At 63.6% G+C, this 26514-nt stretch carries 26 protein-coding genes and 1 pseudogene; 8 read left to right on the forward strand and 19 right to left on the reverse strand.

Features of this window, described 5'->3' with window-relative positions; genetic code table 11:
- Positions 1–76 precede the first annotated feature (76 nt).
- The 3 genes and pseudogenes from V1293_RS28350 to V1293_RS28360 all read right to left on the reverse strand — a co-directional run.
- Positions 77–1048 (reverse strand): S1C family serine protease, encoded by a 972-nt coding sequence (locus V1293_RS28350; protein WP_334514083.1) that lies wholly within the window; start codon positions 1046–1048, stop codon positions 77–79.
- Between the two features lie 163 nt (positions 1049–1211).
- Positions 1212–2729 (reverse strand): AMP-binding protein, encoded by a 1518-nt coding sequence (locus tag V1293_RS28355; protein WP_334514085.1) that lies wholly within the window; start codon positions 2727–2729, stop codon positions 1212–1214.
- 127 nt (positions 2730–2856) lie between these two features.
- Positions 2857–3010, reverse strand: a pseudogene (locus tag V1293_RS28360) (LysR family transcriptional regulator); the annotation flags it as partial.
- Here V1293_RS28360 and V1293_RS28365 point away from each other — a divergent pair.
- Together V1293_RS28365 and V1293_RS28370 are read left to right on the forward strand one after the other, a co-directional pair.
- Positions 3003–3707 carry a hypothetical protein gene (locus tag V1293_RS28365; protein ID WP_334514086.1) on the forward strand — a complete coding sequence of 235 codons (705 nt, stop codon included), beginning with the start codon at positions 3003–3005 and terminating at the stop codon, positions 3705–3707. The pseudogene V1293_RS28360 and the gene V1293_RS28365 overlap by 8 nt on opposite strands.
- A 128-nt stretch (positions 3708–3835) precedes the next feature.
- Entirely contained in the window at positions 3836–4195 is a 360-nt protein-coding gene (locus tag V1293_RS28370; protein ID WP_334514087.1) for an SPW repeat protein, read from the forward strand.
- A 98-nt stretch (positions 4196–4293) separates the two neighbouring features.
- Here V1293_RS28370 and V1293_RS28375 read toward each other — a convergent pair whose 3' ends face one another.
- Both V1293_RS28375 and V1293_RS28380 read right to left on the reverse strand, forming a co-directional pair.
- Entirely contained in the window at positions 4294–4626 is a 333-nt protein-coding gene (locus V1293_RS28375) for a hypothetical protein (RefSeq protein WP_334514089.1), read from the reverse strand.
- Positions 4627–4743: 117 nt separating this feature from the next.
- Positions 4744–5667 carry a division plane positioning ATPase MipZ gene (locus V1293_RS28380; protein ID WP_334514090.1) on the reverse strand — a complete coding sequence of 308 codons (924 nt, stop codon included), beginning with the start codon at positions 5665–5667 and terminating at the stop codon, positions 4744–4746.
- A 269-nt stretch (positions 5668–5936) separates the two neighbouring features.
- Here V1293_RS28380 and groES point away from each other — a divergent pair, with 269 nt between their 5' ends.
- Both groES and groL read left to right on the forward strand, forming a co-directional pair.
- Entirely contained in the window at positions 5937–6251 is a 315-nt protein-coding gene (groES, locus tag V1293_RS28385; RefSeq protein WP_334514092.1) for a co-chaperone GroES, read from the forward strand.
- 53 nt (positions 6252–6304) lie between these two features.
- Positions 6305–7945 (forward strand): chaperonin GroEL, encoded by a 1641-nt coding sequence (gene groL, locus V1293_RS28390; protein ID WP_334514094.1) that lies wholly within the window; start codon positions 6305–6307, stop codon positions 7943–7945.
- Positions 7946–8086: 141 nt separating this feature from the next.
- Here groL and V1293_RS28395 read toward each other — a convergent pair whose 3' ends face one another.
- From V1293_RS28395 to V1293_RS28405, 3 genes are all read right to left on the reverse strand, one after another.
- A complete protein-coding gene (locus V1293_RS28395; protein WP_334514095.1) occupies positions 8087–8392 on the reverse strand; it encodes a BrnA antitoxin family protein in 306 nt (101 codons plus the stop codon).
- On the reverse strand, positions 8373–8576 hold the full coding sequence (locus V1293_RS28400; RefSeq protein ID WP_334514096.1) for a BrnT family toxin: 204 nt from the start codon (positions 8574–8576) through the stop codon (positions 8373–8375). The genes V1293_RS28395 and V1293_RS28400 overlap by 20 nt, the downstream gene beginning before the upstream one ends.
- A gap of 572 nt (positions 8577–9148) precedes the next feature.
- Positions 9149–9706 (reverse strand): HNH endonuclease, encoded by a 558-nt coding sequence (locus tag V1293_RS28405; protein ID WP_214493640.1) that lies wholly within the window; start codon positions 9704–9706, stop codon positions 9149–9151.
- Between the two features lie 194 nt (positions 9707–9900).
- Here V1293_RS28405 and V1293_RS28410 point away from each other — a divergent pair, with 194 nt between their 5' ends.
- A complete protein-coding gene (locus tag V1293_RS28410) occupies positions 9901–11661 on the forward strand; it encodes a chloride channel protein (RefSeq protein WP_334514098.1) in 1761 nt (586 codons plus the stop codon).
- 96 nt (positions 11662–11757) lie between these two features.
- Here the strand turns inward: V1293_RS28410 and V1293_RS28415 are convergent, their stop codons facing one another.
- A complete protein-coding gene (locus tag V1293_RS28415; protein ID WP_334514100.1) occupies positions 11758–11892 on the reverse strand; it encodes a hypothetical protein in 135 nt (44 codons plus the stop codon).
- Between the two features lie 48 nt (positions 11893–11940).
- Positions 11941–12366, reverse strand: a complete 426-nt coding sequence (locus V1293_RS28420) for a YybH family protein (protein ID WP_334514101.1) — start codon at positions 12364–12366, stop codon at positions 11941–11943.
- Positions 12367–12573: 207 nt separating this feature from the next.
- Here V1293_RS28420 and V1293_RS28425 point away from each other — a divergent pair, with 207 nt between their 5' ends.
- Positions 12574–13479, forward strand: coding sequence for a LysR family transcriptional regulator (locus V1293_RS28425; protein WP_334514103.1), 906 nt, complete (start codon positions 12574–12576; stop codon positions 13477–13479).
- 11 nt (positions 13480–13490) lie between these two features.
- Here the strand turns inward: V1293_RS28425 and V1293_RS28430 are convergent, their stop codons facing one another.
- From V1293_RS28430 to V1293_RS28440, 3 genes are all read right to left on the reverse strand, one after another.
- On the reverse strand, positions 13491–14462 hold the full coding sequence (locus V1293_RS28430; protein ID WP_334514105.1) for a peptidyl-alpha-hydroxyglycine alpha-amidating lyase family protein: 972 nt from the start codon (positions 14460–14462) through the stop codon (positions 13491–13493).
- 94 nt (positions 14463–14556) lie between these two features.
- Entirely contained in the window at positions 14557–15237 is a 681-nt protein-coding gene (locus V1293_RS28435) for a response regulator transcription factor (protein ID WP_334514107.1), read from the reverse strand.
- Between the two features lie 2 nt (positions 15238–15239).
- Entirely contained in the window at positions 15240–16631 is a 1392-nt protein-coding gene (locus V1293_RS28440; RefSeq protein ID WP_334514110.1) for a sensor histidine kinase, read from the reverse strand.
- 202 nt (positions 16632–16833) lie between these two features.
- On the opposite strand from V1293_RS28440, the gene V1293_RS28445 reads away from it, so the two are divergent.
- On the forward strand, positions 16834–17784 hold the full coding sequence (locus V1293_RS28445) for a DUF2380 domain-containing protein (protein ID WP_334514112.1): 951 nt from the start codon (positions 16834–16836) through the stop codon (positions 17782–17784).
- A gap of 15 nt (positions 17785–17799) precedes the next feature.
- Here the strand turns inward: V1293_RS28445 and V1293_RS28450 are convergent, their stop codons facing one another.
- The 5 genes from V1293_RS28450 to V1293_RS28470 form a co-directional block, all read right to left on the reverse strand.
- Entirely contained in the window at positions 17800–19560 is a 1761-nt protein-coding gene (locus V1293_RS28450) for a flavin-containing monooxygenase (protein WP_334514114.1), read from the reverse strand.
- Between the two features lie 106 nt (positions 19561–19666).
- The gene (locus tag V1293_RS28455; RefSeq protein WP_334514115.1) at positions 19667–20758 is read right to left on the reverse strand and encodes a DUF2855 family protein; all 1092 of its coding nucleotides are present in this window, start codon (positions 20756–20758) and stop codon (positions 19667–19669) included.
- A 244-nt stretch (positions 20759–21002) separates the two neighbouring features.
- A complete protein-coding gene (locus tag V1293_RS28460) occupies positions 21003–22535 on the reverse strand; it encodes an acyl-CoA synthetase (RefSeq protein ID WP_334514117.1) in 1533 nt (510 codons plus the stop codon).
- A 33-nt stretch (positions 22536–22568) separates the two neighbouring features.
- A complete protein-coding gene (locus V1293_RS28465) occupies positions 22569–23765 on the reverse strand; it encodes an ABC transporter substrate-binding protein (RefSeq protein ID WP_442894296.1) in 1197 nt (398 codons plus the stop codon).
- Between the two features lie 32 nt (positions 23766–23797).
- Positions 23798–24772 carry an NAD(P)H-dependent flavin oxidoreductase gene (locus V1293_RS28470; protein ID WP_334514121.1) on the reverse strand — a complete coding sequence of 325 codons (975 nt, stop codon included), beginning with the start codon at positions 24770–24772 and terminating at the stop codon, positions 23798–23800.
- A 196-nt stretch (positions 24773–24968) separates the two neighbouring features.
- Here V1293_RS28470 and V1293_RS28475 point away from each other — a divergent pair, with 196 nt between their 5' ends.
- Positions 24969–25856 (forward strand): LysR family transcriptional regulator, encoded by an 888-nt coding sequence (locus V1293_RS28475; RefSeq protein WP_334514122.1) that lies wholly within the window; start codon positions 24969–24971, stop codon positions 25854–25856.
- Here the strand turns inward: V1293_RS28475 and V1293_RS28480 are convergent.
- Complete coding sequence (locus V1293_RS28480; protein ID WP_334514124.1) at positions 25813–26505, reverse strand: DNA-3-methyladenine glycosylase family protein; 693 nt, start codon at positions 26503–26505, stop codon at positions 25813–25815. The two genes, V1293_RS28475 and V1293_RS28480, sit on opposite strands and share 44 nt — an antisense overlap.
- Positions 26506–26514 lie beyond the last annotated feature (9 nt).

Consider the following 26514-nt stretch of genomic DNA (forward strand, 5'->3'; position numbering starts at 1 on the left):
AACGGGTTCGCGTCAAGAAAACGCGTCAAATCGAAAATCCAGAGCCCCGTTCCGATATCACCGGAACGGAAAGGCGCTAATGCAGCCTTGGCGCCTTCAGCAGCTTGGCGCGATCGATCGAGCTCAGCACCACGTCGAAGGTGACGCCCTCGTGGTAGACCGTGAGCGGCACATCGACGCCGGCGGCGCCGAGCGACCAGAATTTTCGGTAGAAGTCGGTCTGGCTGGTGATCTTGTCGCCGTTGACCGCAAGGATGACGTCGCCCGTCTTCAATTCGGCACGCGCCGCCGGTCCCTTGCTGCCGATGCCGACCACCACGACGCGGTTGTCGATTTCGGTGGTGTACATGCCGAGCCATGGCCGCGCCGGCTTGTTGACGCGACCGAATTTCCTGATGTCGTCGAGCACCGGCTTCAGCAGGTCGATCGGCACGATCATGTTGACGTGCTCGGCCTTGCCGTCACGCTCGCGTTCGAGCTGCAGCGAGCCGATGCCGATCAGTTCGCCGCGGCTCGAGATCAGCCCGGTGCCGCCCCAATTGGGATGCGCGGGATGGGTAAAGATCGCTTCATCCAGCAAATATTCCCAATAGCCGGCGAATTCCTGCTTGGCCGCGATCTGGCTGGCGACCGAGCGCGTGCGCCCGCCGGCGCCGCCGACCACCACGCGGTCGCCGATTTGCGTGGCCGCGGAAGAGCCGAGCGGCAGCGGCGCGAGATCGAGGTCACCGAGCGCCTGCACCAGGCCGAAGCCGGATTCGAAATCGAAGCCGAGCGCATGTCCCTCCACCACGCGGCCGTCGCCGCGATGCAGCCACACTGCTTCAGCCTCGGTGATGAGATAGCCGATCGTCAGCACCAGCCCGTCATCGATCACGACGCCATTGCCGGCGCGTTCGGTGCCGAGCGTCTCCGCGCTGAAGGCGTCGGGCGGGATGATCGAATGCAGCCCGACCACCGACGACAGGGCTTTGTCGAGGTCGAAAGCGTAATCGCCCGCGCGCGGCTGGTTTGCGGGCGGCACTCTCCACTCGGTCAAAGAGGGCATGGATGGTCTCCTGGCGAACCGGCGCGCTTCGGGGCGAGGCGAAGACGCAGGAAATTCATGACAATCTATGCTGCAAACGGCCGTCTTGAAAGTGTCCCCCAAAATGGGCCGCCACGCGACCCATAAGAGGGCAGATTCACAAATGTTCCGTGGCAATTGAGGATCATTCCGCGCTTGCCCGCGCCCGGGCGGGCATGATCCGGAAACCGCGGTCCTCCCTCAGCCAGCCGGCGCGTTCGTCACGCAGCAGCGTGCGGCGGACCTTGCCGGAATCGTCGCGCAGGCCGACGGTGACCACCTCAAAACTTTCCGGGTGCTTGTAGCGGCTGAGCCGGTCGGCCAGGAACGCGGCCATGCCGTCGGCAACGGCCTGCGCATCCGTGCTGCCGTCGAGTTCGAGGATGGCGTGCACGCGCTGCCCGAATTCCGGATCGGGGAGGCCTACGACGACGCAGGAGCGCACCTCGGGATGCTCCGTCACCGCGGCCTCGACTTCCGCCGGATAGATGTTGGCGCCGCCGCGCAAAATCATGTCGGCGAGGCGGTCGCCGAGATAGAGATAGCCTTCGGCATCCAGCCTTCCGATATCGCCGAGCGATTCCCAGCCGTCCGCGCGCCGCTTCGGCTCGGCGCCGAGATAGTGATAGGTCGAGCCGGCGCCGTCATTGGGCAAGAAATAAATTTCGCCGGTCTCGCCGGTGGCGACCTCGTTGCCGTCTTCGCCGATGATGCGCAGGCGCGCGGTCTCGCCGATCTTGCCGACCGAGCCGCGGTGTTCGAGCCATTCAACGCCCGATATGATCGTAGCGCCCTGTGCTTCGGTGCCGCCATAGAGTTCGTAGATGCGCTCGGGCCCCAGCCACTCGATCCATTTTTCCTTTAGCCATGGCGGCATGGGTGCTGCCATGTGAAACACGATCTGCAGGCTCGACAAGTCGTAGCGGTTGCGCACCTCGTCGGGCAGCGCCCAGATCCGGTGCATCATGGTGGGCACGAAGTTGACCCACTGTACCCGGCTGGCCTCGATCAGGCGCAAGCATTCCTCGGCGTCGAACTTGACGAGGCCGGTGACGCGTCCGCCGTTGAACAGCGCGGTGTGCGAAACGATGAAGGGGGCGTTGTGGTAGAGCGGGCCGGGGTTGAGCAGGGAAGCACCGAGCGGCATGCCGAGCGCCGCCGGTCCGGCGGTATCGATCACGGCAGGTCGGTGATCGAGGATCACTTTCGGGCGACCGGTCGAGCCGCCGCTGGTCATCGCCTTCCAGTAGCGCGCCACCGGATTGTTCACCGGTTCGTCCGACACGCCTTCCGGCACGAAATCGGCGGGCAGTGAATTGGGCGCGTTCCAATCCGGCTGGCCGCCGACCACCAAGGATGGTTTGAGGATGTCGAGCACCGCGGCAGCCTCGCCGCGCGGCAATCGCCAGGTCAGCGACGTCGGCGTCGCGCCACATTTCCACACCGCAAAAGTGGTCTCGAAAAATACATTGCTGTTGGGCAGCCCGATGGCGACGAAATCGCCGGGCTTGACGCCCTTGGCGGCGAAGGCGCGCGCGCGTCGGTTAGCGTTGCGCTCGAGTTGCTCCCAGGTGAGCACGTCGGCCCCGTGACTGACGGCGATCGTGCCCTTTGGCTTGCGTTCGGCATACCAGCGCGGCACATCGGCGATGGGAATGAGCATGGGGGCGTTTCCGTTGAGGGCGTTGATGCCGCTCTTGTGGTTCTGACGAGGCGGGCGCCTCAAAAGTATCGTGACAGAATTAGATGGCCGGGTGAAGGGCGCAGCTTGCCTCCCGGGGCTGGTGGCATCATGTCCGACCCAGGCGCTCGCCGAGGAATTCAACGAAGCGCTGCGTCTTCGCGGGCAATAGCCGCGTCTCGGTGATGGCATAGACGGAAATCGGAGAGGCCTGCCACGCGGCGCAGCCGGCCTGCCGCCAGATCGTCGGCGACGATGGCCTCCGCGTGCAAGGGCCAAAACTTTCGCGATGCCGACCTGCCGGGCATCGAGTTCATCAAGGCTGACCTGAGCCTGATGCGCGAGGCCCAGCGCGTCGCCCGGCTGTTGCCGGCGGAGGAACTTGACCTTGTCATTTTCACGACCGGGATCATGGCCGGCCCCACGCGCGAGGTGACCGGGGAGAACATCGAGCGCGACATGGCCATCAGCTATCTGAGTCGACGGGTCGTCGTTCGCGAGATCGGTCCGCGCCTTGGAATGCGTCGGCCCGCGGCTCAGATGAAGCCGCGCGTCTTCATCATGGGCTTTCCCGGTAAGGGGCAGGCCGGCAAGCTTGACGATCTCAATGCCGAAAAATCCTACGGGTCTCACCGGGCTCGAGAACGCGCCCGGAGCGCGTCCGCGGCGAGCGGACAATCCAGCCCACCTCCACCTGGTTTCAACCCCCTGGTCGAAATTCTCGATTTGGAACCAGCTGCACCTTGTCCGGTTAAGCCCGCAAACAATCTCAATTTTGGAGAGCGCAAATGGATGAACCCAACTTGCCCCGGCACGTTCTGGAGCGAGCGGAACGCCGGTGGGCGTCGGTGCTTTCGCATCAAGCCATGCGGACGGTCACGAAACCCGCGGGAACACCGCAGCCTTCGCCCGACAACACAAGGCAGCCGTCCGGAAGCAAGCCAGGCCAGCCGACCTTGAAGCGGCCCGGATGGAACCAGACGTTCTGATTTGCGTTTGCAACACGGAGACATTGGGAGCCGTTTCTCCCGTTTCACTATCGGCATAGGCGCCGATAGCGTTTGCATCGGCTCCCGGAAGGAGGAGCCATGAACGTGTGGTCGAATGAAAAATATTGCGACTTGGCGAACCTGATCCTCGGCGCGGTGCTAGTTCTCTCGCCGTGGATTTTCGGATTTGCGGCTGGAATTCCGTCGCAAAATGCCTGGATCACTGGCATTGTCATCGCAATCCTTTCCGTCGCTGCCCTTGCAGCATTTGCGCAGTGGGAAGAGTGGCTGAACCTTGTCGCCGGGCTTTGGGCGATCGTGTCGCCATGGTTGTTGGGATTCCAAGGAACAACCGCGATGACCGTCCATGTCGTGATCGGCATCCTTGTTGTTGCGCTGGCAGCCGCCGAGCTATGGCTGCGGTATCAAAATCCGCCGCGGTTGACCGCCGGGAGCTGAGAACGCCGTCACCCCGGCCGCAAAGCAGACCGCAAAAAGAAAGGCCCCGCCTCGGCGGGGCCTTCCTGCGCGGGAGTCGGGCGTCTACGCGACCGGGCTCACCAGCCGGAAACCGGGTAGCCGACTTCCGTGGTGTAGTCGTAGGGGGCGTAGCCGAAAGAAGGCACCGGTGCGCCAAACGCGGGGGCTGGCACATAGGTCCGAGGGCTCACCACGACGGTGCGTGGCCGTACAATCGGCGGTGCCGCGATAACCGGCGCCGGTGCGACGTAAACGCTGCCCGGAGCCACTGGCGCCGAATAGGGGTCGGCATACGAATCCACATACGAATCCACATAGATTGCCTGCGCCGATGCACCGGTGACGCCGAAGGCCAACGCGCCGGCGATCGCCAGGCCGGCCGTCGAGCAAATGCGCGATCTCGTTGTCATGTTCCGCAATCTCCTTTACTGCCTTGTTACGGCTTCCAACCGAACCCACGCCACGCGCGGTCGTTCCCGGCGCTCACGAGTTTTTGGCCGCAAGTTCCATCGTGATGGCCTCGCAGTTTAGGAACCGGCCAGGATATCGGTATCCAGCGGGCGATCGCGTGAAGCAAACCATTCAGCGCGAAGCGCTGCGCGGCGGCGACCGCGATCGTTGATCGGCAGCTTCAATGCCTCGAGCAGTCCCTGAACCTCGCCGCGCGCGGGCAGGCGTGACGCCTCCCCGTCGATGCCGGGCATTGTCTCGCATAGCTCGTCCAGCGCGGTGAGCCCGCGGGGGAAAAGATCCCGATAAATCGGCCGCTCGTGAAAGCCGGTCGCTACCCGGAAACCTGCATTAAGGGCGAGCTCCTGCAAGCAGCCGCAAAGAACCTGGGCGGTAGATGATCGTTGCGGCGAAATCCGGTTGCGAACGACCACCCAATCGATGCGGCCGCCATCGACCGGCCGGCGATGGCGGCGCGTCTCGCGCACCAACTCGCCGTAATGGCTGACCCCGGTGACCGTCAACGTGACCGGATCGAGCGTCGCCAGCACATCGAGGTCGAGAAAACTGTCGTTGAGCGGCGTCACCAGGGTGTCGGTGATCGAATGCGCGAGCCGCATGAGATAGCTGTCATGCGGGGGCGTATCGATCACGACGAAGTCATGGCGATCCTGCGCAGCGGCTATGGCCCGCTGGAAACTGGAGCATTCGGCGGCCTCGTTTTCCGCCACCATGGCACCTTCGACGCGTGCGATGCAGAAATGCGTCGGCAACTCCAGATCTATCTGGCGCCGCCGCGCCCAGCCGCGCCGGCTCTCGACATAATGGGTGAGGGTCCGCTGTCGGCCGTCGAGGTCGACGGTTGCGACGCGCTGGCCGGCCTTCAGCAGCGCAACGGCGACATGCATCGCGATTGTGGTTTTACCCGAGCCGCCCTTCTCGTTTCCGACCACGACGACATGCGGCGGCGAGCGCAATTGATGTACGGGCGCGGTAAGCACGGCTGCGCCTCGAACCGTCGGTTGCTTTCAAGCCTGCTCAGGAGACACGCCGCCGCAAGGCGGTGGCAGTCCTGCACGGCAGGCAAGGAGATAACTGACCATGCAACCGTTCGTTCCTGGGACGCCTCCAGCCGCCTGCCATCAACCATTTTGCCGCAAGCCACTTGAAGCGCAACGCTGATCCACCTAGGTCGCATACTGCAGCCAGCGATCGCCCACTCGATGGCTGTGATCCCGTCAACGTTCGCAAGCCGCTTAGGAGGAGCGCAATGAAATTCCGTCCGCTTCATGATCGGGTAGTCGTTAAACGTGTCGAGGCCGAGGAGAAGACTGCCGGAGGCATTATCATTCCCGATACCGCCAAGGAGAAGCCGCAGCAGGGCGAGGTCGTTGCGGTCGGCCCCGGAGGGCGCGACGAGGCCGGTAGGCTCGTTCCGATCGACCTTCAGGTGGGCGATCGCGTGCTGTTCGGCAAATGGTCGGGCACCGAGGTCAAGATCGACGGCACCGAGTATTTGATCATGAAAGAAAACGACATCATGGGCGTGCTGGTGGAGTCCGGCGCCAGCCGCAAGGCGGCTTGAAAGCCCACCCGACGTAGTGAGCAACCGAAGAACAGTATCTTAGGAGCAAGACCATGGCTGCCAAGGAAGTCAAATTTTCGGTCGATGCCCGCGAGAAGATGCTGCGCGGCGTCGACATTCTCGCCAATACGGTGAAAGTCACGCTTGGTCCGAAAGGACGAAACGTCGTTATCGAAAAGTCGTTCGGTGCGCCACGCATCACCAAGGACGGCGTGACGGTCGCGAAGGAGATCGAACTCGACGACAAGTTCGAGAACATGGGCGCCCAGATGGTGCGCGAGGTGGCGTCGAAGACGTCGGATCGCGTTGGCGACGGCACCACGACTGCCATCGTGCTTGCCCAGGCGATCGTGAAAGAGGGGGCGAAGGCCGTCGCCGCAGGCATGAATCCGATGGACCTCAAGCGCGGTATCGACCGCGCTATCGATACGCTGATCGCTGATATCGAGAAGAACTCGAAAAAGATCACCTCGAACGACGAGATCGCGCAGGTTGCGACCATTTCGGCCAACGGCGACGCCGAGATCGGCCGCTTCCTGGCCGATGCCATGAAGAAGGTCGGTAACGACGGCGTCATTACCGTGGAGGAGGCCAAGTCGCTGCAGACCGAACTCGACGTGGTCGAGGGCATGCAGTTCGACCGCGGCTATATCTCGCCCTACTTCATCACCAACGCCGAGAAGATGCGGGTCGAGCTCGAAGATCCGTACGTTCTGGTCCATGAAAAGAAGCTGTCGGGACTGCAGCCAATGCTGCCGTTGCTTGAATCGATCGTGCAGTCAGGCAAACCGCTGCTCATCATTGCCGAGGACGTGGAGGGCGAGGCGCTTGCCACCCTTGTCGTCAACAGGCTGCGGGGCGGACTGAAAGTCGCGGCGGTGAAAGCGCCCGGCTTCGGCGATCGCCGCAAGGCGATGCTTCAGGACATCGCCATCCTTACCGGCGGCAGCATGATCTCCGAGGATCTCGGTATCAAGCTGGAGAACGTTACCATTAGTATGTTGGGCCGCGCCAAGAATGTGAGGATCGAAAAGGAGGATACGACAATCGTCAGCGGCGCCGGCAAGAAGGCGGATATCGAGGCTCGCATTGCCCAGATCAAGGCCGAGATCGAGGAGACGACCTCCGACTACGATCGTGAGAAACTCCAGGAACGGCTCGCCAAGCTCGCGGGCGGCGTTGCGGTGATCCGTGTTGGCGGGGCCACCGAGGTCGAGGTGAGGGAGCGCAAGGATCGCGTCGACGACGCGCTGCATGCGACCCGCGCGGCAGTCGAGGAAGGCATTCTGCCCGGCGGCGGCGTTCCCCTGCTCCGTGCCGTCAAGGCGCTCGATAGGTTGAAAGCGGCCAACGCGGATGAGCGCTATGGCGTCGAGATCGTGAAGAAAGCGCTGTCATGGCCGACGCGCCAGATCGCCATCAACGCCGGCGAGGATGGCTCGCTCGTGGTCGGCAAGATCCTGGACAAGGATACATACGCCTTCGGATTTGATGCCCAGACCGGCGAGTTCTGTAACCTGATCTCAAAGGGCATCATTGATCCCACCAAGGTGGTGCGCACGGCACTCGAGGACGCCGCGTCGGTGGCGGGCCTGCTGGTCACCACGGAGGCTATGGTCGCTGAACTCCCGAAGAAGAAATCTCCGCCGACGGCGCCTGGCGCGAGCATGGCCGACATGGACTATCAAATCTGAATAGGCCGCGAGGTGATTGGCGCGCCCGCAATGCCGCGCCACTTTACGATTTTGCACGATACTGTGCGATGTCGCCGCCGCGGCCCGCGCGAACATCGCCGGATCCTCATCGCGTCGCGGACGTGTGAGCCCTGCGTGATCTCAAGCCCGAGACCGCCGACCCTTGCTTGCCTGACCTTGCACGTACTCGCGCAACGCCCGATTGATGCGTGTTTGATAGCCTTCATTGGATTTCGTGTGGCTCTTGAACCAGGCGACGACATCGGCATCGAGGCGAAGTGTCAGTTGCTGCTTGACGGGCCGATAGAACAGCCCACGCTTGGCGCCGGACCAGTCAAGGAGTTCCGGCGCGTCCGACGTGTCGATGGCGCTATCGGGTAGCGTCCCCAGCGACTTCAGTTCCGCCAGTTGCTCACGCGTCAACCGCTTAGAAGTTTCCTTCTTCATAGGCTTTCCTTTCGTGGGCGGTGGCCTTTCGCGCGCTGATGATGCGGCCGACCGGCTCGCCTGCTTCGGATTCGGCTTCCGGCCAGGTGTGAATCACCAGCAGCAACACCGGCCCGACAAGTCCGATGGTGTGCCAGCGATCTCCATCCGGATGCGGGTCGGGCTTCGAGGCTGAGCGGATCATCAAACACCAGCACCGCGGTTTCGAACAACAGGCCGTGCTTGGCACGGTTCACCGCCGCTTTATCCGGGTCCCACGTCCAGCGCACCGCCGCACTACACAAGGACGGTCGAGCAGCGGCAACGCGCAGACGATCACTCGCTGCGGCGGGCTAATGCAAGTTCGACTGCGGGTAGGGCTCCTCGCCCAAAATCACACCGGACAGCGCTATTGCGGGCCCTCGGGGTTTTAACGGATTGTGCAATGATGGAGGAGTGCCGCTGATTTGCCCGACGTGTCAAGTATTCGCGCAAAGCGTCCATGTCGACGATCGCCCGCTACTTTGCATGGGGTTGTTTTCGATATTTTGGTTGGGGGCCATAGCGACGCGGTGTGGCAGCGAGGTATCCTGCCTGAGGCCAGGCGCTGGCGAGGCCTTCGCTGTACCGAAATGCCGCGCCAGTCACCGGAGATCCAATCTCGCTACGGCGGATGCCTTCGGAGGCGAAACGCACTTGTCTTGATGTCGCTGCCGGCTTGAACCGAAGGGATCGCCAACCGATGGAAGCTTGGATAAATCCGCGACGCGCCGAACCTTACGGATCGAGCTCGGTATCCCAATATAAATAATCCAGCCAGCTATCGTGCAGATAGTTCGGCGGAAACAATCGCCCGTTCCGATGCAGTTGATGGACCGTCGGCGCGAACGGGTGTTGCCGCGGAAACATCCGCGCCTGCTGCGGCGTCAGATTGCCCTTGCGCAGATTGCACGGCGAGCAGGCCGCGACGACATTTTCCCAGGTGGTCTGGCCGCCCTTGCTGCGCGGGATGATGTGATCGAAGGTCAGGTCGTCATGCGCGTGGCAGTATTGGCAGACAAAGCGATCGCGCAGGAAGACGTTGAACCGGGTGAAGGCGGGATGCGTGGTCGGCTTGACGAACGACTTCAGCGACACCACGCTCGGAAGCTGGATCTCGAAGCTCGGGCTGTGCACCGCGCGGTCATAGTGCTCGACGATGTTGACGCGATCGAGAAACACCGCCTTGATCGCGTCCTGCCACGACCAGAGAGACAGCGGGTAGTAACTCAGCGGCCGGAAATCCGCGTTCAGCACCAGTACCGGCCAACCGCCCTGCGAGACATGTGCGTTCAAGTAACGCTCCTGACCCCCATGTTAGCTGCGAAGCAGCATGCGCCTTTGCATACTACAGGCAGCGTGACGGGATTGTGAAGAGCGTTCCGGGCCTTATCCGCCGGTGTCACCGTTCCGCCCGGATTTGCATCGTGGCCGCGAAGACCGCTAAATCGGACGGACAGGCGTCGTTTGGCCGCTGGCGGACCTCAGAAATGGGCACCCCTTCACGTTATCTTGAGGCGCCGCGCCGGTTGCGGGCGTTCGTTCGCGCCCATGAAACGAGCCTGGTGGTGCTGGCGGCGATGATCGGAACCATCGGCGGCTTGGTGGTGCTGGCGATGAGTGTGGCGGTGGCGGCCCTGCACGCGCTGCTGTTCAACATCAGCATCACGGAGCGGCTTTCCAGCCAGCCGAGTATCGAGGCGCTGCGGGCTGTGCTGGTTCCGAGCCTCGGCGGCTTGCTGCTGGGGGCGGCGTTACTGCTGTTGCTGCGCTGGCGTCCCGCGCGCGAGATCGATCCGATCGAGGCCAACGCCTTGCATGGCGGGCGGATGTCGTTTCGCGGCAGTGTCATCGTGGCCCTGCAGACCACCTGGTCCAGCGGCGTCGGGGCGTCGGTCGGCCTTGAAGCGGGATATACCCAGCTTGCGAGCGGTCTTGCCGCATCGCTCGGCCGTGGATTTCACCTGCGCCGCGCCGACCAGCGCATCATGGTCGGCTGCGGAGCGGCGGCTGCGATCTCGGGCGCGTTCGGCGCCCCCCTCGCCGGTGCGTTCTATGCGTTCGAACTCGTGATCGGAGGCTATACGCCAGCGAGCCTGACGCCGGTCGGCGTCGCCGCCGTGGCGGGTTATTTTGTCACGCATGGATTTCAGGAATTGTCGCTCGGCATCAGCATCGGCCCGGTCGGCGACGTGGTCGGGCGCGATCTTGCGGTTGCCGCGCTGCTCGGCGTTCTGGCGGCGCTGTTCGGCATCCTCATCATGCGCGGCGTGGCGTTATGCGAGGCGGGACTTGCGAAGACCCGTCTCTGGCCGCCGCTGCGCCCGGCACTCGCCGGCCTCGCGGTCGGTCTGCTCGCGCTGCTGACGCCACAGGTGATGTCATCGGGGCATGGCGCACTGCATTTTTCCGGCCTCGTCTCGATGCCGTTGCAGATCATCGCCGGAGTCTTCGTCCTGAAGGCGCTGGCCTCGATCGTCTCGCTTGGCTCCGGCTTCCGCGGCGGATTGTTCTTCGCCACGCTGTTCATGGGCGCGCTCGGCGGCCGCCTGTACGCCGCCGGCGTCGACCTGGTCTGGCCGGGTCTTGCGCTGGATCCCAATGTCTATGCCGTGATCGGGATGAGCGCGCTGTCGGCGTCCGTGATCGGCGGCCCGCTGACGATGTCGTTCATCGCACTGGAATCGACCGGCAACCTTTGGCTCACCACGGTGGTGCTGGTCGCGGTCATGATCTCCACCCAGATCACCCGCGAATTGTTCGGCTACTCCTTTGCGACCTGGCGCCTGCATCTGCGCGGCGAGACCATCCGCAGCGCCGCCGACGTCGGCTGGATCCGCGATCTCACGGTCCGGCGCCTGATGCGGCCGGATGTCGCCACGGTCGATGCCGGTATCGGGATCGAGGCCTTCCGGGTGAAATTTCCGCTGGGGTCGAAGACGCAGGTCGTCGCGGTCGATGCTACCGGGCGCTATGTCGGGCTCGCGGTGGTAGCCGAAGCACACGCACCGGAAATCGACGCCGCGCGCGGCCTTGTCGGCATCCTGCATCATCGCGACGTCGTGCTGCATCCGGTCATGAACATTCAGGAAGCCATCGCTGTCTTTGATGCTGCCGAAGCAGAATCGCTGGCGGTCGTCGAAGCCGATGGCGAACGCCGGCCGGTCGGGATTCTCACTGAAGCCCATGCCATGCGTCGCTACGCGGAAGAATCCGACAAACGCAGGCGGGAGGCGATCGGCGAGGTTTGAGCAGTAGCCGTTACGGCTTGGCAGCGCTGGTGACGAGCTTCAGGCCCAGGCCGAGCAGTGCCGCCGCGCCGAAGATGGCGCCTCTCACGCCCATACCTACGCTGTGGCAAGCGCCCGGATTCGGCTTGATGCGACAGCCACGCGAGCCACCATCACGAAGCTCGGCCCGGGGCTGATCACGCCAATGCTGAGCGCGGCGACGATGCTGGCGAGCGTTGCTAGTTCTTGCATTGTCTATTCTCCTGGTGGTCTGCACGGGCTTGAGTATCACGGGCTGGGCTATTCAGTGTGCGGCGGGGCTTTGACCGCCCATTCCGGATCGGCGCCGAACGGATGGTCCATGAAAAACACCCAGCTGCCATCAGGTAACCGGCGATGAACCTCCATGCCGTGATGATGCACTTCGGTTGGCTTGCCGTCCTTGTCGGTGCCCTTGATCAGCCATTGCGATCGCGTCATCGCGAAATCGCCGGAAACCGTCGTGTGATGGGTCACGACATCCATGTGCGGCTTCAATCCGACATAGGCGGCCATCGTCTTGCGGATGCCGTCGGCGCCGCGCGCAATGCTGCTGCCGCCATGGACCTCGTCGACCTGAACGATCGAGGCGTCAGGGTGATACATCGCCGCCGCGGCATCGACGTCCTGTGCGTTGAACGCGCGCGCCAGCCAGAGATTGCAAAGTTCGGGGGACGGAGCTCCCATGGCTCAACTCCCATGTTCAGGGTTGGTCGATCAGCGAGATGACGCAGCGGCCGCATGCTTCGGTGCAAAGCTGCACCGGTGTCATGCTGTGTTCCCTCATCGCGCTTTCGCGTTGCTCCGACAGGTAACGTCTGGCGGCGCGGAAAGCACATTGGAATTGCGCCAGCGTCACTTGCGAAACTGCAAGGAACCCCTAGCTGTGCAGCCATGGAGGACTGGAACGAGCCCCAACTCGTGTTGGCGGTGCATCGGGCAAGCAGCCTCACTGGCGCCGCCAAAGCGTTGGATATCGACCACTCGACCGCGTTCCGGCGCCTGAATGCCCTGGAAGCGCGGCTTGGAGTTCGCCTGTTCGAACGGCTTCCCGGCGGCGCATACCAGGCGACATCGGCCGGAGAGCGTATGGCTGCGGCGGCCGAGCGGATGGAAGATGAGGCGCTCGCCATCGGCCGCGACATTGCCGGTCGCGACCACCGTCTCTCCGGCCGCTTGCGCGTCACTTCCTCCGAGACGTTGGCTCATCGAAAGCTGACCAGCCATCTCGCAACGTTCCGGCAGACCCATCCCGGCATCGTCGTCGAACTCGTGGTCGACAATCGCGTGCTCAACCTCTCGCGGCGCGAGGCTGATATCGCGCTTCGCCCGATGCGGCCGAAGGAAGGTGATCTGTGGGGTCGCAAGCTCGCCGATGTCGCATGGACGATATATGGCGCTATAGCCTATCTCGAGGAGAGCGGCGGGGGCCTTTCATCCCCGGAAGATCTCGGCCGTCACGCCCTGATCGGATGGGAAGAAACGGCTGTTGGCATCTTGGCTGCCGATTGGCTCAATCGAACGGCGCCGGACGACGCCTTCGTCTACCGGACCAACAGCCTCGTCAATCAGTTCACCGCCGCGAAAGCCGGCATCGGTCTCGTGCTGCTTCCCTGCTATCTCGGCGACGAAGATGCCGATCTCGCGCGCGCGCTGCCCGGTCCAGTGCCGGATCTGGCTGGCGAACTATGGATCGTGACCCACGCCGACCTCAAACGAACCGCGCGGGTCCGCGCCTTCTTCGACCTCGTCGGGGAGGGCCTTGCCCTTGAGCACAATCTGTTCGAGGGACGAGGCTGACTAGCCACAGCCTAGATCTTCTCCAACTTCTGCAGGCAGCGGCTCACCCGAACCTCCGGCGGCATCGGCGTGTCCGGAAAGCTGGTCTTCCAGTCGGTGACGCCGACTTCCCCGACATAGATGTCGCCCTTCGAATCCATGGCGATGCCGTGGGGGGCGAGGAATTTGCCGGCCTCCAGCCCCGGGCCGTTCTCGCCGCCGAGGCGGGCGATGCGTTTGCCTTTTGAATCCGTGATCGAAAGCCTTGGGCCGAGATTGGGCACCTTGCGATTGACGGCCATGCCGGGCCCGAGTTCGCCGACAATGAAGGTCGGCTGCTTGCCGCTACCGCAGCGGCACAACGCGCAAGGCCGGTGCAGAAAGTTCCACTGCGTCTCATACTTGCCGTCGCCGTCGAACACCTGCACGCGATGGTTTTCGCGGTCGGCGACGTAGACCCAGCCGTCGGAATCGGTTGCGATATTGTGGACGATGTTGAATTGGCCGGGATCGGTGCCAGGCTCGCCCCAGGTCTTGAGCAGCTTTCCATCAGGCGAATATTTGTGGACGCAGGCATTGCCATAACCGTCCGAGACATAGATCTCGCCCTTCGGCGATAGCGCGGTATGGGTGCAGCGGTGAAACGGCTCGCCGCTCATGAACGGTGTCGGCTTGTTCGGAATGCCGATGGTCAGCAGCACCTTGCCGTCGGTCGTGCACTTGCGCACGGTGTGGTCGCCGTCATCGGTGCAATAGAGATTGTCGTCGGCATCGATGTGCAGGCCATGCGCGCGGTTGAACAGGCCTTCGCCCCAGTTCGTGATGAAATTGCCCTCGCGGTCGAGCACCACCATCGGATGGTCGCCGCGGTTGAACACATAGATGCGGTCCTTGCTGTCGACAGCGACCGAAGCGGCGTCGGTCAGGCTCCAGCCATCCGGCAGCTTCGCCCAGTTTTCGACCACGCGGTAACGGTGCTCGCCCGAGCCGAGAATAGCCGGCATGCGTTTCTCCCCATCTGATATTTGTTGGCCAGAAGTGTCGCAGAGACCTGTCCGAAGCACGAGGGGAATTTGCGCATGGCACGTTTCTCCCAGACTAGCTCCCGATATCCTCCGCGGCGATGATCCGCTGGCGCAGCGCCAGGCGCACCAGTTCGATGTCGGAGCCGACGCCGAGCTTGGCGCGGATCTGATAGCGCGTGTTGGCCACGGTCTTGACGCTGATATGCAGCGTGTTTGCGATCTCATCCACGGACTTCTCCGCCAGCAGCATGCGCAGGATTTCGAATTCCCGTGGGCTCAGTGCGTCGATCGCCGAAGGCTCGTCGGCGAGGCTGTTGATGGCGAGTTCGTGGTCGATGTCGGGGCTGAGCGCGATGCGTCCGGCCATGACCTCGGTGATCGCGCGCAGCAGCGCGTCGGGCGGGTTGCTTTTGGTGACATAGCCGCGTGCGCCGGCCTTGATCGCCTGCACCGCATAGGCGGCGCTCTGGTGCATGGTGAAGACGAGAATGCGCGCGGACTTGTCCCATTGCCGGATGCGCCTGATGGCCTCGACCCCGCCAATGCCCGGCATCGACAGGTCCATGATGACGAGGTCGGGCCTGGCTTCCTTGTAGACGCGATAGGCATCCGCCCCGTTGCCGGCTTCGGCGACGACTTGAAGGCGATCCTGCTTCTGCAACAGCGAGCGATAGCCCTCGCGCACGATGGCGTGGTCGTCCACCAGCATCACGCGCGTGCGGCCTGCGGTGTCCGTCATGTCCAAGGCTGCCATGTCTAAGGCTCCGCCCGCATGGTGGGAATGCGCGCGACAAGCCGGGCGCCGCCCGCCTCCCGCCGTTCGAATTGCAAGCTCCCTCCGAGCGAAACCACGCGCTCCTGCATGCCGAGCAGTCCCATGCCGGCCTTCGGCGTGAGGCTCATGGGCGCCGCTTCGCCGTCATCCTCGACGGTCAGGACGATGTCGGCATCGCCGGCCTCGAGACGCAATTGCACGCACCTGGCTTGTGCATGCTTTGCCGCATTGGTGATCGCCTCCTGCGCGATCCGGTAAAGACTGGCGCTGACACCGGGCGGCAAATCGTCGGCCTCGCCAGTGACAGCAATCTCAAATCGGGTGCGGCCCTTCTCAAAACCGTTCCAACTCGCCACCAGGCTTTCGAGGCTGAGGGTGAGGCCGAGTTCCTCGACATCCGGCGGACGCAGCCGCACCAGCGCGCCGCGCAGGGTATCCATCATATGCGCGGTCGTGCGCGAGATGCCCCGGCATTCCTCGTAGAGCGGCGGGCATTCGCGCTCCGCGGTGTGGGCGGCCGCGGCGGCCTGCGCCGCAATCGCGGAAAGCGACTGGCCGAATTCGTCGTGCAACTCGCGGGCAAGATGGCGCCGCTCCTCGTCCTGCACTTCGATCAGCTTTCGCGTCAAGGCGTTGCGTTCGGCAAGCGTGGTCTGCAGCCGCTCTGCAAGGGTGTTGAAGACGCCGGAGATGACAGACAATTCCGCGAGATCGAAACGGGGCAGGCGTGCGGAAAGATCGTTCGCCGCAAGCCGGTTCAGCCCGGCGCCAATGGCCCGGGTCGGCCGCAGCGCGCGCGCCAGCGCGGCATAGACCGCAACGCAAAGCCCCGCCAGCGCGAACGCCATGATGGAGAGCAGCCGGCTCGCCTCGCGCCAACTCTGGCCGATCTGGGCGGCGGGGTCGAAGGTGGCAACCGCGACGCCGCGGGCGCTGCCCGCCACGAGAACCGGCATCGAGATCGGCTCACCCGGACGAAAGATGGCGCGATAGAGCGATGCGAAGATTTCGGGCGCGGCGGTTTCGTCGGCGGGCGCCCCGCTGCAGACGCCTTGGCGAAACGCGCCGGCGTTGTCGCGGTAGGCGATGCAGAGGCCCGGCTCCATCAGCGCTGCGATCCCCTGCAGATCCGGAGTTGCGTTGATGGACACGGAGAGCCACCGCGCCTGCGATAGCTGCAACGAAATATCCCGGGCCACGATCTCGGCGATACGGCTCGCCTTGGCCTTCGCGACACGGTCGCTGTCAAACAGGGCGTAGGCCGCGACTGCGATGAAGCAAATGGCCGCGAGCGCCGCGACGCGTAACGCCAGCCGCAGCTTCAGATCGATAGCGGGCGGGCGGCTCGCCACGGAGTTGGATGCCTGTCGCAAGCTTCCTCCCCAAGCTTCCTGCCAATGGCTTCGACTATAGAGGCAAATTTCGCCGGGAAGAAAGCGGGGCAAGAGGGGCAGGGACAAGATCGGGTATTTCACCCGGCCAATCCAGGGAAAGCTGCCGTTTCGGGCGGGGCAGCAGATCGGGCGAACTTGCAACGAGTAAGACAGCTCCGACTTGGCAGTTTCGAGGTGTTCCATGCGCTACATCGCCCTTATCCTCGCTCCGGCAATGGTGCTTGCAGCGCTATCGGCGGCTGCGACCGCCGAGACGGTCCCACCGTCTCCGATCAAAATTGCGGTGTTTCCGTTCGAGCTGGAGGATTTCAGCGCCGGGGCCGCCTACGTGCCCCCTGATGACATCGACCGCGAGCAATTGCGGCTGTCGACCGAGGAAGGCCGTCGGCTGATCGCGGCATCCGGGCGCTACCAGTTGGTCGACGTCAGCGCGGTGAACGACCAGGCGGCGAAAGCTGGCAAGCTGCGGGATTGCGACGGCTGCGAAGCCAGGATCGCTGCCGGCCTCGATGCAGATCAGTCGATGATCGGGATCGTCACGCGCATTACCCGAACAGAATACACGGTGACCTACAAACTTCGCGACGCACGATCCGGGACGATCGTCGCGATCGGCCAGACCGACCTGCGCATGGGCGCCAACGTGGCCTGGAGCCGCGGGGCGCGGTGGCTGATCGAGAACCGTCTGCTGGTGCAGGCGCAGGACAAGCAACTCATCTTCGCCGTCGCCGAAATCCACTATGTCGACACCTCGGGTGAGGTGATCGATCAAAGCGCCGACCATCGCCGGCGGCTGCGTGAATTCGAAGCCGCGTTGCGCAGCGATATGGTAGCGAGCGGAAAGATAGCGAATGCAGCGCTTGAATGTCCGCCAAACGCCTGCTCGGTGGGCGACATCGGTGACAGTCAACTGTTGAGCAAGGCGAAGGAGGCTGGCGCCACCCATCTATTGATTGGCCGCTTTCACAAGATGAGCACGCTGATACAGCAGGCCAAATTCGACGTCATCGACGTGAAAGCGCGGAAAGTCGTGTTCGATCGCTATATCAGCTTCCGCGGCGACGACGATGCGGCCTGGCGGCGAGCGGAATCCTTCCTTGCCCGGCAAATCCTCGATCACGGCGAATGGTGAGCGGCAGCGCTGGCGTCAGCGCTGCAACAAGCCTTCCTCGATCGCCTTGATCTGCAGCGAAAGATGCTTCGAGCCAATGCGGCATTGCGCGAGGCCGCCAGCGATCAGCCACAGGCCGGGCTGGCCGGTGCGCGTGTACATGTTGCGCAGTTCCTGCTCCTCGCCAAAACCCCAGATCGTGCCGACGCGCTTTTCTACGTCGGCGCCGAACAGCTTTCGCACCAGCTCTTCCTGGCGCCTGTAGCCGGTTGCCAGCACGACGAGGTCGGCGGCAACAGTCTCGCCGCTTTTCATGTCAGCGCCTTCGGCCGTGAACGTTTCGAGATCGGCGAATTGCCTGAGCGCGATGTCGCCTTTGACGATCAGGTCGGAGCAGCCGACGTTGAAATAGTAGCCGCCGCCGCGGGTGAGATACTTGAACTGCCAGCCGGTGTTGTCTTCGCCGAAATCGAGCTTGAAGCCGACGCGTGCGAGGCCGTCGAGCAATTCCTGGTCGAGCGCCTTCGATTTTTCTGCCGTCAGCGCGTGGCTCTTCCGCGCCAGCTTGAGCGGCATCGAGGTCGTGATCAAGTCGTTATCCTCGAGCGTGCCCTCGTTATAGGGCGCGTACACCAGTTGTGCCGACGGCTCGATGCTGACGATCAGCGTCGACGAGCGCTGGAACAGGGTGACGTCGGCTCCGCTGGAATGCAGGTCCTGGGCGATGTCGTGGCCGCTGTTGCCGGTGCCGATCACGATGGCGCGCTTGCCCTTCCAGCTCTCGCCGTCGTCATACTGGCTGGAATGCATCACCTTGCCGGCAAAGTCCTTCAGGCCAGCGATATCAGGTACGCTTGGAATGCCGCTGACGCCGGTCGCCAGCACGACGTGGCGCGGGTGCATGGTGCGCTTGGAGCCATCGGCGCAACGCAGCGTCACCGTCCAGCGGCCTTGCTGCTCGTCATAGCTGCCGCCCTCGAACTCGGTCTTGGTCCAGAAATTCAGCTCCATGGCCTCGACATAGGCCTCGAACCAGTTGGCGAGCTTGTCCTTCGGGATATAGGTCGGCCAGTTCGGCGGGAAGTGCAGGTAGGGCAGGTGGTTGACCTGCACTTGATTATGCAGCGTCAGCGCGTGGTAGCGCTTGCGCCAGTTGTCGCCGATGCGTTTTTCGCGATCGACGATCAGCGTGTCGACATTCAGTTGCTTCAGGCGGGCGGCGATGGAGAGGCCGGATTGGCCGCCGCCGATGACGAGGACGGTCGGATCGTGGTCGGCATAGCCGGCCGATTCCTTGCGCTGGTCGAGCCAGTTCGGCCCGCGAAAGTCCCGTGAATAGGCGTTGCCGCGCGGCCGGTTGACGCCAAGCTGTTCCTCAAAGCCTTTGAGCTCGCCAAGTTCGGTCAAGAGCGTCCAGGCTTTCAGCCGGTTGCCATCGTCCACATCGGGGATCAGGCGGATGATGCCGCTGCCGCGCCCGACTTTGGTTTCGAACCTGAAGATCGCTTCGATCGCGCGGGTGCCGGCGCGCGTCACCTTGCGCGGCGCTGCGCGATTGGGATCGATCGCAAAGCCGCTCGGCGCTGCGCTGCGGGCCAGCGGCGGCAGCGCTTTCAGGATCGCGTCGGCGCCATTGAGCGTCTGGATGTTCCAGCTCAGCGCCAGCACGTCGCGCCAGTAGCTGTCGGGGTGGAACAGGGCCTTCAGCAGGGCGCTATCGGGTTTTCCGAGCGCCTCCTCGAATTGCGCGAGCCAATTGTCGGCGGCTACCGAACTGTCGTCCGTCCTGTCGAGCATGGGCGTTTCCCATCACCAGCCGTCTTTGCGGCGTTTCCTTATCCTGCGGAGCCTATACCTATTCGGGATGGCGCAGAAAGGGCGTGAGGAGATATCGGTCATGCCGCTAGAGCGACAGGATCAGCCCCTGGTCCGGCGGGACGCGGCCGTTGAGGGTGTCGAGATAGGCGCGTTGCACGGCCGCAGGCCCGTGGTTCCGGATCACCCTCGTCCATCGATCGAGGTTTGGCGCGAAGCCGGACCACGCGGCGCCCCACTGCTGGCTGAAGCCGGCCGGTCCCCATTCCTTGGTGCGCTTGCGGATTTGGTCCGGCGCGAAGAAAAATTGTGGCTTGGCGCCCGGAAGTACCTGCGCCCGTTCATCGCGCGACGATTTTCGATGCGTGAGCCCGATGATTCCACTGTATTTCATTTGCTCGCCGAAGTGCCCGTGCAACGTCGCGCGCAACGGGCTGTTGCCGGCCATATCGACATAGGCGACCGCGGAATTCGTCGGCAGCGAGGTGACGTTGTCATAGGTCACGACCTCGTCGTAGCAGCCGAGCGATTTGACGAAAGACGTGTTGCCCGCCGAGGTCAAGCCGATCACCTTGATGCCGTTGCTCCTCGCATGCAGGAGATGCGCAAGCCCGTACGCGGTCTTGCTGGATGCCGAGGACAGCATCACGCTTTTCGCGCCGTAAAATTCGTTTTCGGCGAGAAAGTCATCGACCAGGAACGACAGCATGAACAGCGGCCGCAGCAGCGCCTGATAGTCGCCCTGCTTGCCCGCAAACGCCGGATCGCCGCTGACCCGCGTATACGCATTATAGACCGGCGCCACGCCCTGCCGGTGCGCGGCGGCATCGCGCAGGCCGCGCTTGGAGACGTCGGCGGCCTCGATGACGAGATGCGTCGCCATCGGGAAATAGCCGAACAGGGTTTCGCCTGCGGCGATCGCGGGATGCTTCGAGGCCATCACCTCGCCAAATCCCCATACCGGAACGTTGCCGAAACCGTCCGGCGCCGGAAACAGTTGCCAATACTTCAGACGCTCGCCGAGCACGGCATAGGTAATGTTGTTGGCGGTGAAGGCGAAGCGCGTGACCTTCACCAGCAGCGCGTCATCGGGCAGTGCGGCCGCGTCGGGCAGTCGCGTCTCGATCACTTTGCATTGCTGCAGATCGTTGCGGGCGACGACGAACTCGGTGGCTTGCATGGTTTCGATCCCTGCGTTTCACGTGCAGCGATCTTTGCGCCGTCCGATGACCGTTTTGCAACAGCAATGATGTTTAAAACGCTGTTCGATTTGCGTCAGCGGTCGCGTGCGCAGGCCGCCAGTTCCGATCTTCGTCATGCCCGGGCTTGGCCCGGGCATCCACGACTTGCTTTTGCACCGCTACGAAGACGTGGATGGCCGGGACAAGCCCGGCCATGACGCGGAGGGTGCGGAAGGAGCCGGCTCACGCCATCGCGCGCAGCTTGCCTTCGGTATACAGATCGCGCAGCTTGCGCTTGAAGATCTTGCCGGTGGCTTCGCGCGGCATCGCGTCCATGAACTGGATGTCCTTTGGCACCTTGAAATTGGCGAGGCGTCCGCGCAGAAATTCCTGCACTGCGGCCGATGACAGCGCGGCATTCGCTTCCGGCTCGATGCACGCGAACAGCCGCTCGCCGAATTCGTCATCGGGGATACCGAACACCGCGCAGTCGCGCACGCCATCCATGCCGATCAGCGCGTTCTCGATCTCCGCCGGATAGATGTTGACGCCACCAGAGATCACCATGTCGCGCTTGCGATCGCACAGGAACAGATAGCCGTCTTCGTCGAGGTAGCCGACGTCGCCGACGCTGACCAGGCCCTCGCGTCCGGCCTCGGCGCGCGCCTCGGCCTTGCCGTGATAATCGAAATCCGGCACCGAAACCTGTCGCATGAAGATTTCGCCGGGCTCGTTGACGTCGCACAATTCGCCATCGGGACGGAAGATTTTGATAATGCCGCCTTCGATGGCGCGGCCGACGGTGCCGGGTTTTGCCAGCGCCTCTTTGGCCGAGTGCCATACCGGAATGCCGGTTTCGGTGGAGCCGAAGTATTCGTTGATGACCGGGCCCCACCACTCGATCATGGCGCGCTTGACCTGCGGCGGGCAGGGTGCGGCGCCATGCACGATGAAGCGCAGCGACGACAGGTCGTAACGCCGCTTGATTTCATCCGGCAGCCGGAGCAGTCGCACGAACATCGTCGGCACCATGTGCATGTGGGTGACACGATGACGCTCGATCAGTTGCAGCATGTCCTCAGGATCGAAGCGGGGCTCGAGCACGATCTTGCAGCCGCTGCGGAACGCCAGCATGCCGTAGGAGTTCGGCGCCGAATGGTACATCGGGCCGTTCATCAGGATGACCTGATCCTCGTTCGGTTTAACGCCATAGGCGATGCCGCCGACGCGGGCCGAGGCCGCAACTTGTTCCGGCTTCATCGGCTTGCGGCGCACGCCCTTGGGCAGGCCGGTCGTCCCCGACGTATAGAACATCGGCGCGCTGCCGATCGGGGCGTCCTGCGATGCCGCATGCGTGTCGCGCCAGCGGTCCCAATCCGTCATGCCGTCGGGCACTTGCGTCAGCGACGGCGCAACGTTGAACGCCGCGGCGATTTCCGGCGGCGTCGTCACCACCAGCAACCGCACGTCGGCGGGCAGGCCGCCTTTGATCTGCGGCAGCAAATCAGCATGGCAGACGAGGATTTTCGCGCCGCTGTCGGCCAGGATGTAAGCGACCTCCTCGGCCTTCAGATGCCAGTTGATCGGCACCACCGGGCTGCCCAGCGCCGCCGCCGCGCTCGATGCTTCGAAGAACGCAAAATCGTTGCGCAGCATCATGCCGACGGGTGTGCCGCCACCGAGCCCCAGCGCCTTGAATCCCGCCGCCGCCCGCGCGATGCGGGCGTGGATCTCGGGATAGCTGATCTGGCGTTCGCCGCTGATGATCGATGTCAAATTATCCTCCTTGGCCGGCCAAAGCCCTTGGCCTTAGCCATCATCCAGAATGTCGTCGAAGCCGATCCAGCTTTTGCCGTCGAAGCGGCGCAGCCGCAATTGCTGGAACGGCAGATAGTCGTCGGCATCGGTCGATACCGTGATGCCCGGCAACAACAGCGGCAGCGGCAGCTCGCGCAGCGACGCCGCCTGTTTCATGATGTTCTCGCGGCCGAGATCGTCCTTGCATGCCATCAGCACCTTCACCATGAGATTGGCATAATGATAGCCTGCCGCGTAGTTCGAATTGGTCAAATCCGCATTCGGCAGATACTGCTTCATGAAGGCGAAATATTCCTTCACGCCGGGATCATTGGCCCATTGCGCGTCCAACGTGTCCTTCACGTTGCTGGATGAGATCAGGCCGACGGCGTTGTCGAGGCCGGCCGGTTCCAGGAACGAGATCGATGACGCCGAGGTCGGCACGAAGAACAGGTCCGGCTTCCAGTTGATCTCGGCAACTCCCTTGATCATCTGCGAGGTGAATTTGCCGAGCACGACGCCGAACATCACGTTGGCGCCTGAGGCCTTCAGCGTCGCAAGCTGCGAACTGATGGTCGGCGCGCTGGTCTCGTAGCTCGCTTCCGAGACGATCATGCTCGCGGCCTTGTCGCCCAGCGCGCGCTTGAAGCCGGCGACGTAATCGCGGCCGAAATCGTCGTTCTGCGAAAGGATGGCGATTTTGGCGTCAGGCTTGGTCCGCAGGATATGCTTGGCATAGACGACGCCTTCGGACTGGTAAGCTGCCATTCCCGGCATGGTCCAGCGGAAATTTTTCGGGTCGGCCCATTTGGTCGCGCCGCTCAGCACGAAGAGCTGCGGCACCTTCTTGCCGTTGAGGTAGCGATGCACCGCGTTGTTGGTGGCGGTCCCGAGCGAACCGAACATCAACAGCACTTCTTCCTGCTCGACGAGTTTTCGCGTCTGCTCGACCGTCTTGGGCGGGGAGTAGGCGTCGTCGAGGCTGATGAACTTGATCTTGCGGCCGTTGATGCCGCCCTCGGCGTTGATCTTCTCGAAATAGGCCTCCTGCGCCCGGCCGATAATGCCGAAGCCGGATGCCGGGCCGCTATAGGGCAGCGTCTGCCCGATGCGGATTTCCTCCTTGGCGTCGTCGCCGACAGCCGCGGCGCTTCCGAGCAAAGCGAATGCGATCGTCAATACAGCTCGCGATACTCTCATTATTCCCATCCCTCTATCTTGTTTTATTTGATTGGCGCGTCTTAGGCGCGCGCTCGGTTTAGAAAGTCGCTGCGAGCCTCAGTGAATTCGGCCTTCAGCCGCTCCACCAGTTCGGCGACCGGCGGTGCGTCGGCGATCTGGCCGATGCCCTGGCCGGAGCCCCAGATGTCGCGCCAGGCCTTGGCCTTGGTGTTGCCGCCGGAGCCGAAATTCATCTTTGTCTTGTCGCTTTGCGGCAGATTGGCGGGATCGAGCCCCGCGGCCACGATCGAGGGGCCGAGATAGTTGCCGTGCACGCCGGTGAACAGGTTCGAATAGACGATATCGTGCGCGGCATGCTCGACCAGCGCGGCCTTGTAGGCCGGATCGGCATTGGCTTCCGCCGTCGCGATGAAGCGCGTGCCCATGTAGGCCGCATCCGCCCCGAGCGCGAGCGCCGACGCGATACCCCAGCCGTCGGAGATCGCGCCGGACAGCAGCACGGTGCCCTTGAACCACTGCTTGACCTCGCGCAGCAGCGCGAACGGCGACAGCGTGCCGGCATGGCCGCCGGCGCCGGCGCAGACCAGAATGAGGCCATCGACGCCATGTTCTGCCGCTTTCCGTGCATGCTTGACGTTGATCACGTCATGGAACACCACGCCGCCATAGGAATGCGCGGCCTCGACGATTTCGATCGGCGGGCGCAGCGAGGTGATGATGATCGGGACCTTGTGTTTCACGCAGGTCTCCATGTCCTTCATCAGCCGGTCGTTGGAGGCGTGGCAGATCTGGTTGACTGCATAGGGCGCGACCTTCTTCTCCGGATGCAGCGCCTTGTATTCGCCGAGTTCGTTGTCGATCCGCGTCAGCCACTCGCCGAGTTTTTCGACGGGACGGGCGTTCAGCGCCGGAAAGGAACCGACGATGCCGGCCTTGCACTGGGCGATAACGAGCTCCGGTCCGGACACGATAAACAGCGGCGAACCGACCACGGGCAGCTCGAGCGAATTGGCAAGCGAAGCAGGCAACGGCATTCGGTCTCTCCCTTTGCAACGCAAGGCCGGCGGTGCCGGGATGCGTCTGTTGATGTTGATTTGAAAGCGTCGGGCCGGGCGGAGGCGCTGGCCGCGCGCTACTTGTTGGGGCCCATTGTAGGGCTGGACGGGATGCGCCGTCCGTTCAATATTGAACGGACAATCAATCAGGAATGAACAGAGCGGGGAGGCGCCGATGGACTGGGACCTGTGCAAGACCTTCGTCGCGGTGGCCGAGACCCGCAGCTTCGCGGCGGCCGCGCGCCGGTTGCGCTCCAGCCATCCGACGGTCGGACGCAAGATCGCCGAACTGGAAGGCCAGCTCGGCATTCCCCTGTTCGCCCGGTCCAACGAAGGTCTTTCACTGACCTCGCACGGACAGAAATTTCGCGAGCATGTCGATGCGATGGCGGCGGCGGCGTTGCGTGCGGAAGCCGCGGTGTCGGCGACCGGCGCGCAGGCGCGCGGCGTGGCCAAGCTGTCGATTGGTTCGACGCTCGCCTCACACTGGCTGATGCCACGGCTCGGTCCGTTCCTGCGCGCGCATGACCATATCCAGCTTGAGATCATCACCCATCCGTATCCGGCCAGCGTGCGGCGCCGCGAGGCCGATGTCGTGCTGAGGCCAGTGGACAGCGGCGAAGAGAATTTGATCGGGCGCAAGATCGGCCGCCTCGGCACCGGCTTCTACGCCTCGCGCGACTATGCCGCGCGGCGGCGCCTTCCCGAACGGCGGGACGAATGGAAAGGCCACAGCGTCATCGGCTTCGCCGACCGGTTGTCGAACGAACGTCTGGCGCGCTGGAGCGACGCGATCACGCGGCAGGGATCGATGGTGATGCGATGCTCGTCGCAGGGCGACATGCTCGCCGCGGCGCGCGCGGGCCTCGGTATTTCAACGCTGTCCTGTTTTGTCGCGGCCGCCTATCCGGATCTCGTCCGAGTCGCGCCACAGAAGCTTGCCAGCGTGGCCGATCTCTGGCTGCTCGCGCACCCCGATCTGGTGGAACTTCCGGCGGTGCGCGCCGTGATCGATTTCGTCACGGCTTCCGCGCAGGAGGATCGGGTACGGCTGCGGGGATGAGTTTATCTGCGAGCACGCCTTCGCGCTTCTTCAGCACGCGATAATAGCTCCACCACAGATGCGCCGCGGCGCCGCGCAGCGGACGCCATGGTTCCGCCAGCGGCGCCATCTGCTTGGCGGTCGGGCGCGCCTGCAGGCCGAGGCCGATCTTGATCGCTTCCTGTATGGCGATATCGCCCGCCGGCCAGGCGTCGCCATGGCCGAGACAGAACAGCAGATAGACGTCGGCGGTCCACGGGCCGATGCCGTGCAGCGCCGTCAGCGTATGATGCGCCGCATCGGCGTCCTCTTCCGCCAGCACCTCGAGGTTCAGCCGCTCGGCGGCAAGTTCACGCGCGATATTCTTCAGCGTCTTGATCTTGGCGGCCGAAAGCCCGAGCCGGCCGAGACGGTCGGCGCGGGCCTTGCGGATGGAATCATGGTCGAACGGGTCGAACGCGGCCACCAGCCGCGCCCAGATCGCGCCGGCGCTTGCGGTGGACAATTGCTGCCCGCAGACGATCGCAGCCAGCCCGGCAAATCCCGGCTCGCGCTGCCGCAGCGCCGGCATGCCGGTCAATTCAAGGATCGGCTTGAGCCGCGCGTCCTGCTTGACGAGTGCGAGGACGGCGTCCTCGAGGTCGGACTGGCTGTTGAGGTGGATGGTCATTGCCCCTTA

The organism is Bradyrhizobium sp. AZCC 1693 (assembly GCF_036924745.1).
Lineage (GTDB): Bacteria > Pseudomonadota > Alphaproteobacteria > Rhizobiales > Xanthobacteraceae > Bradyrhizobium.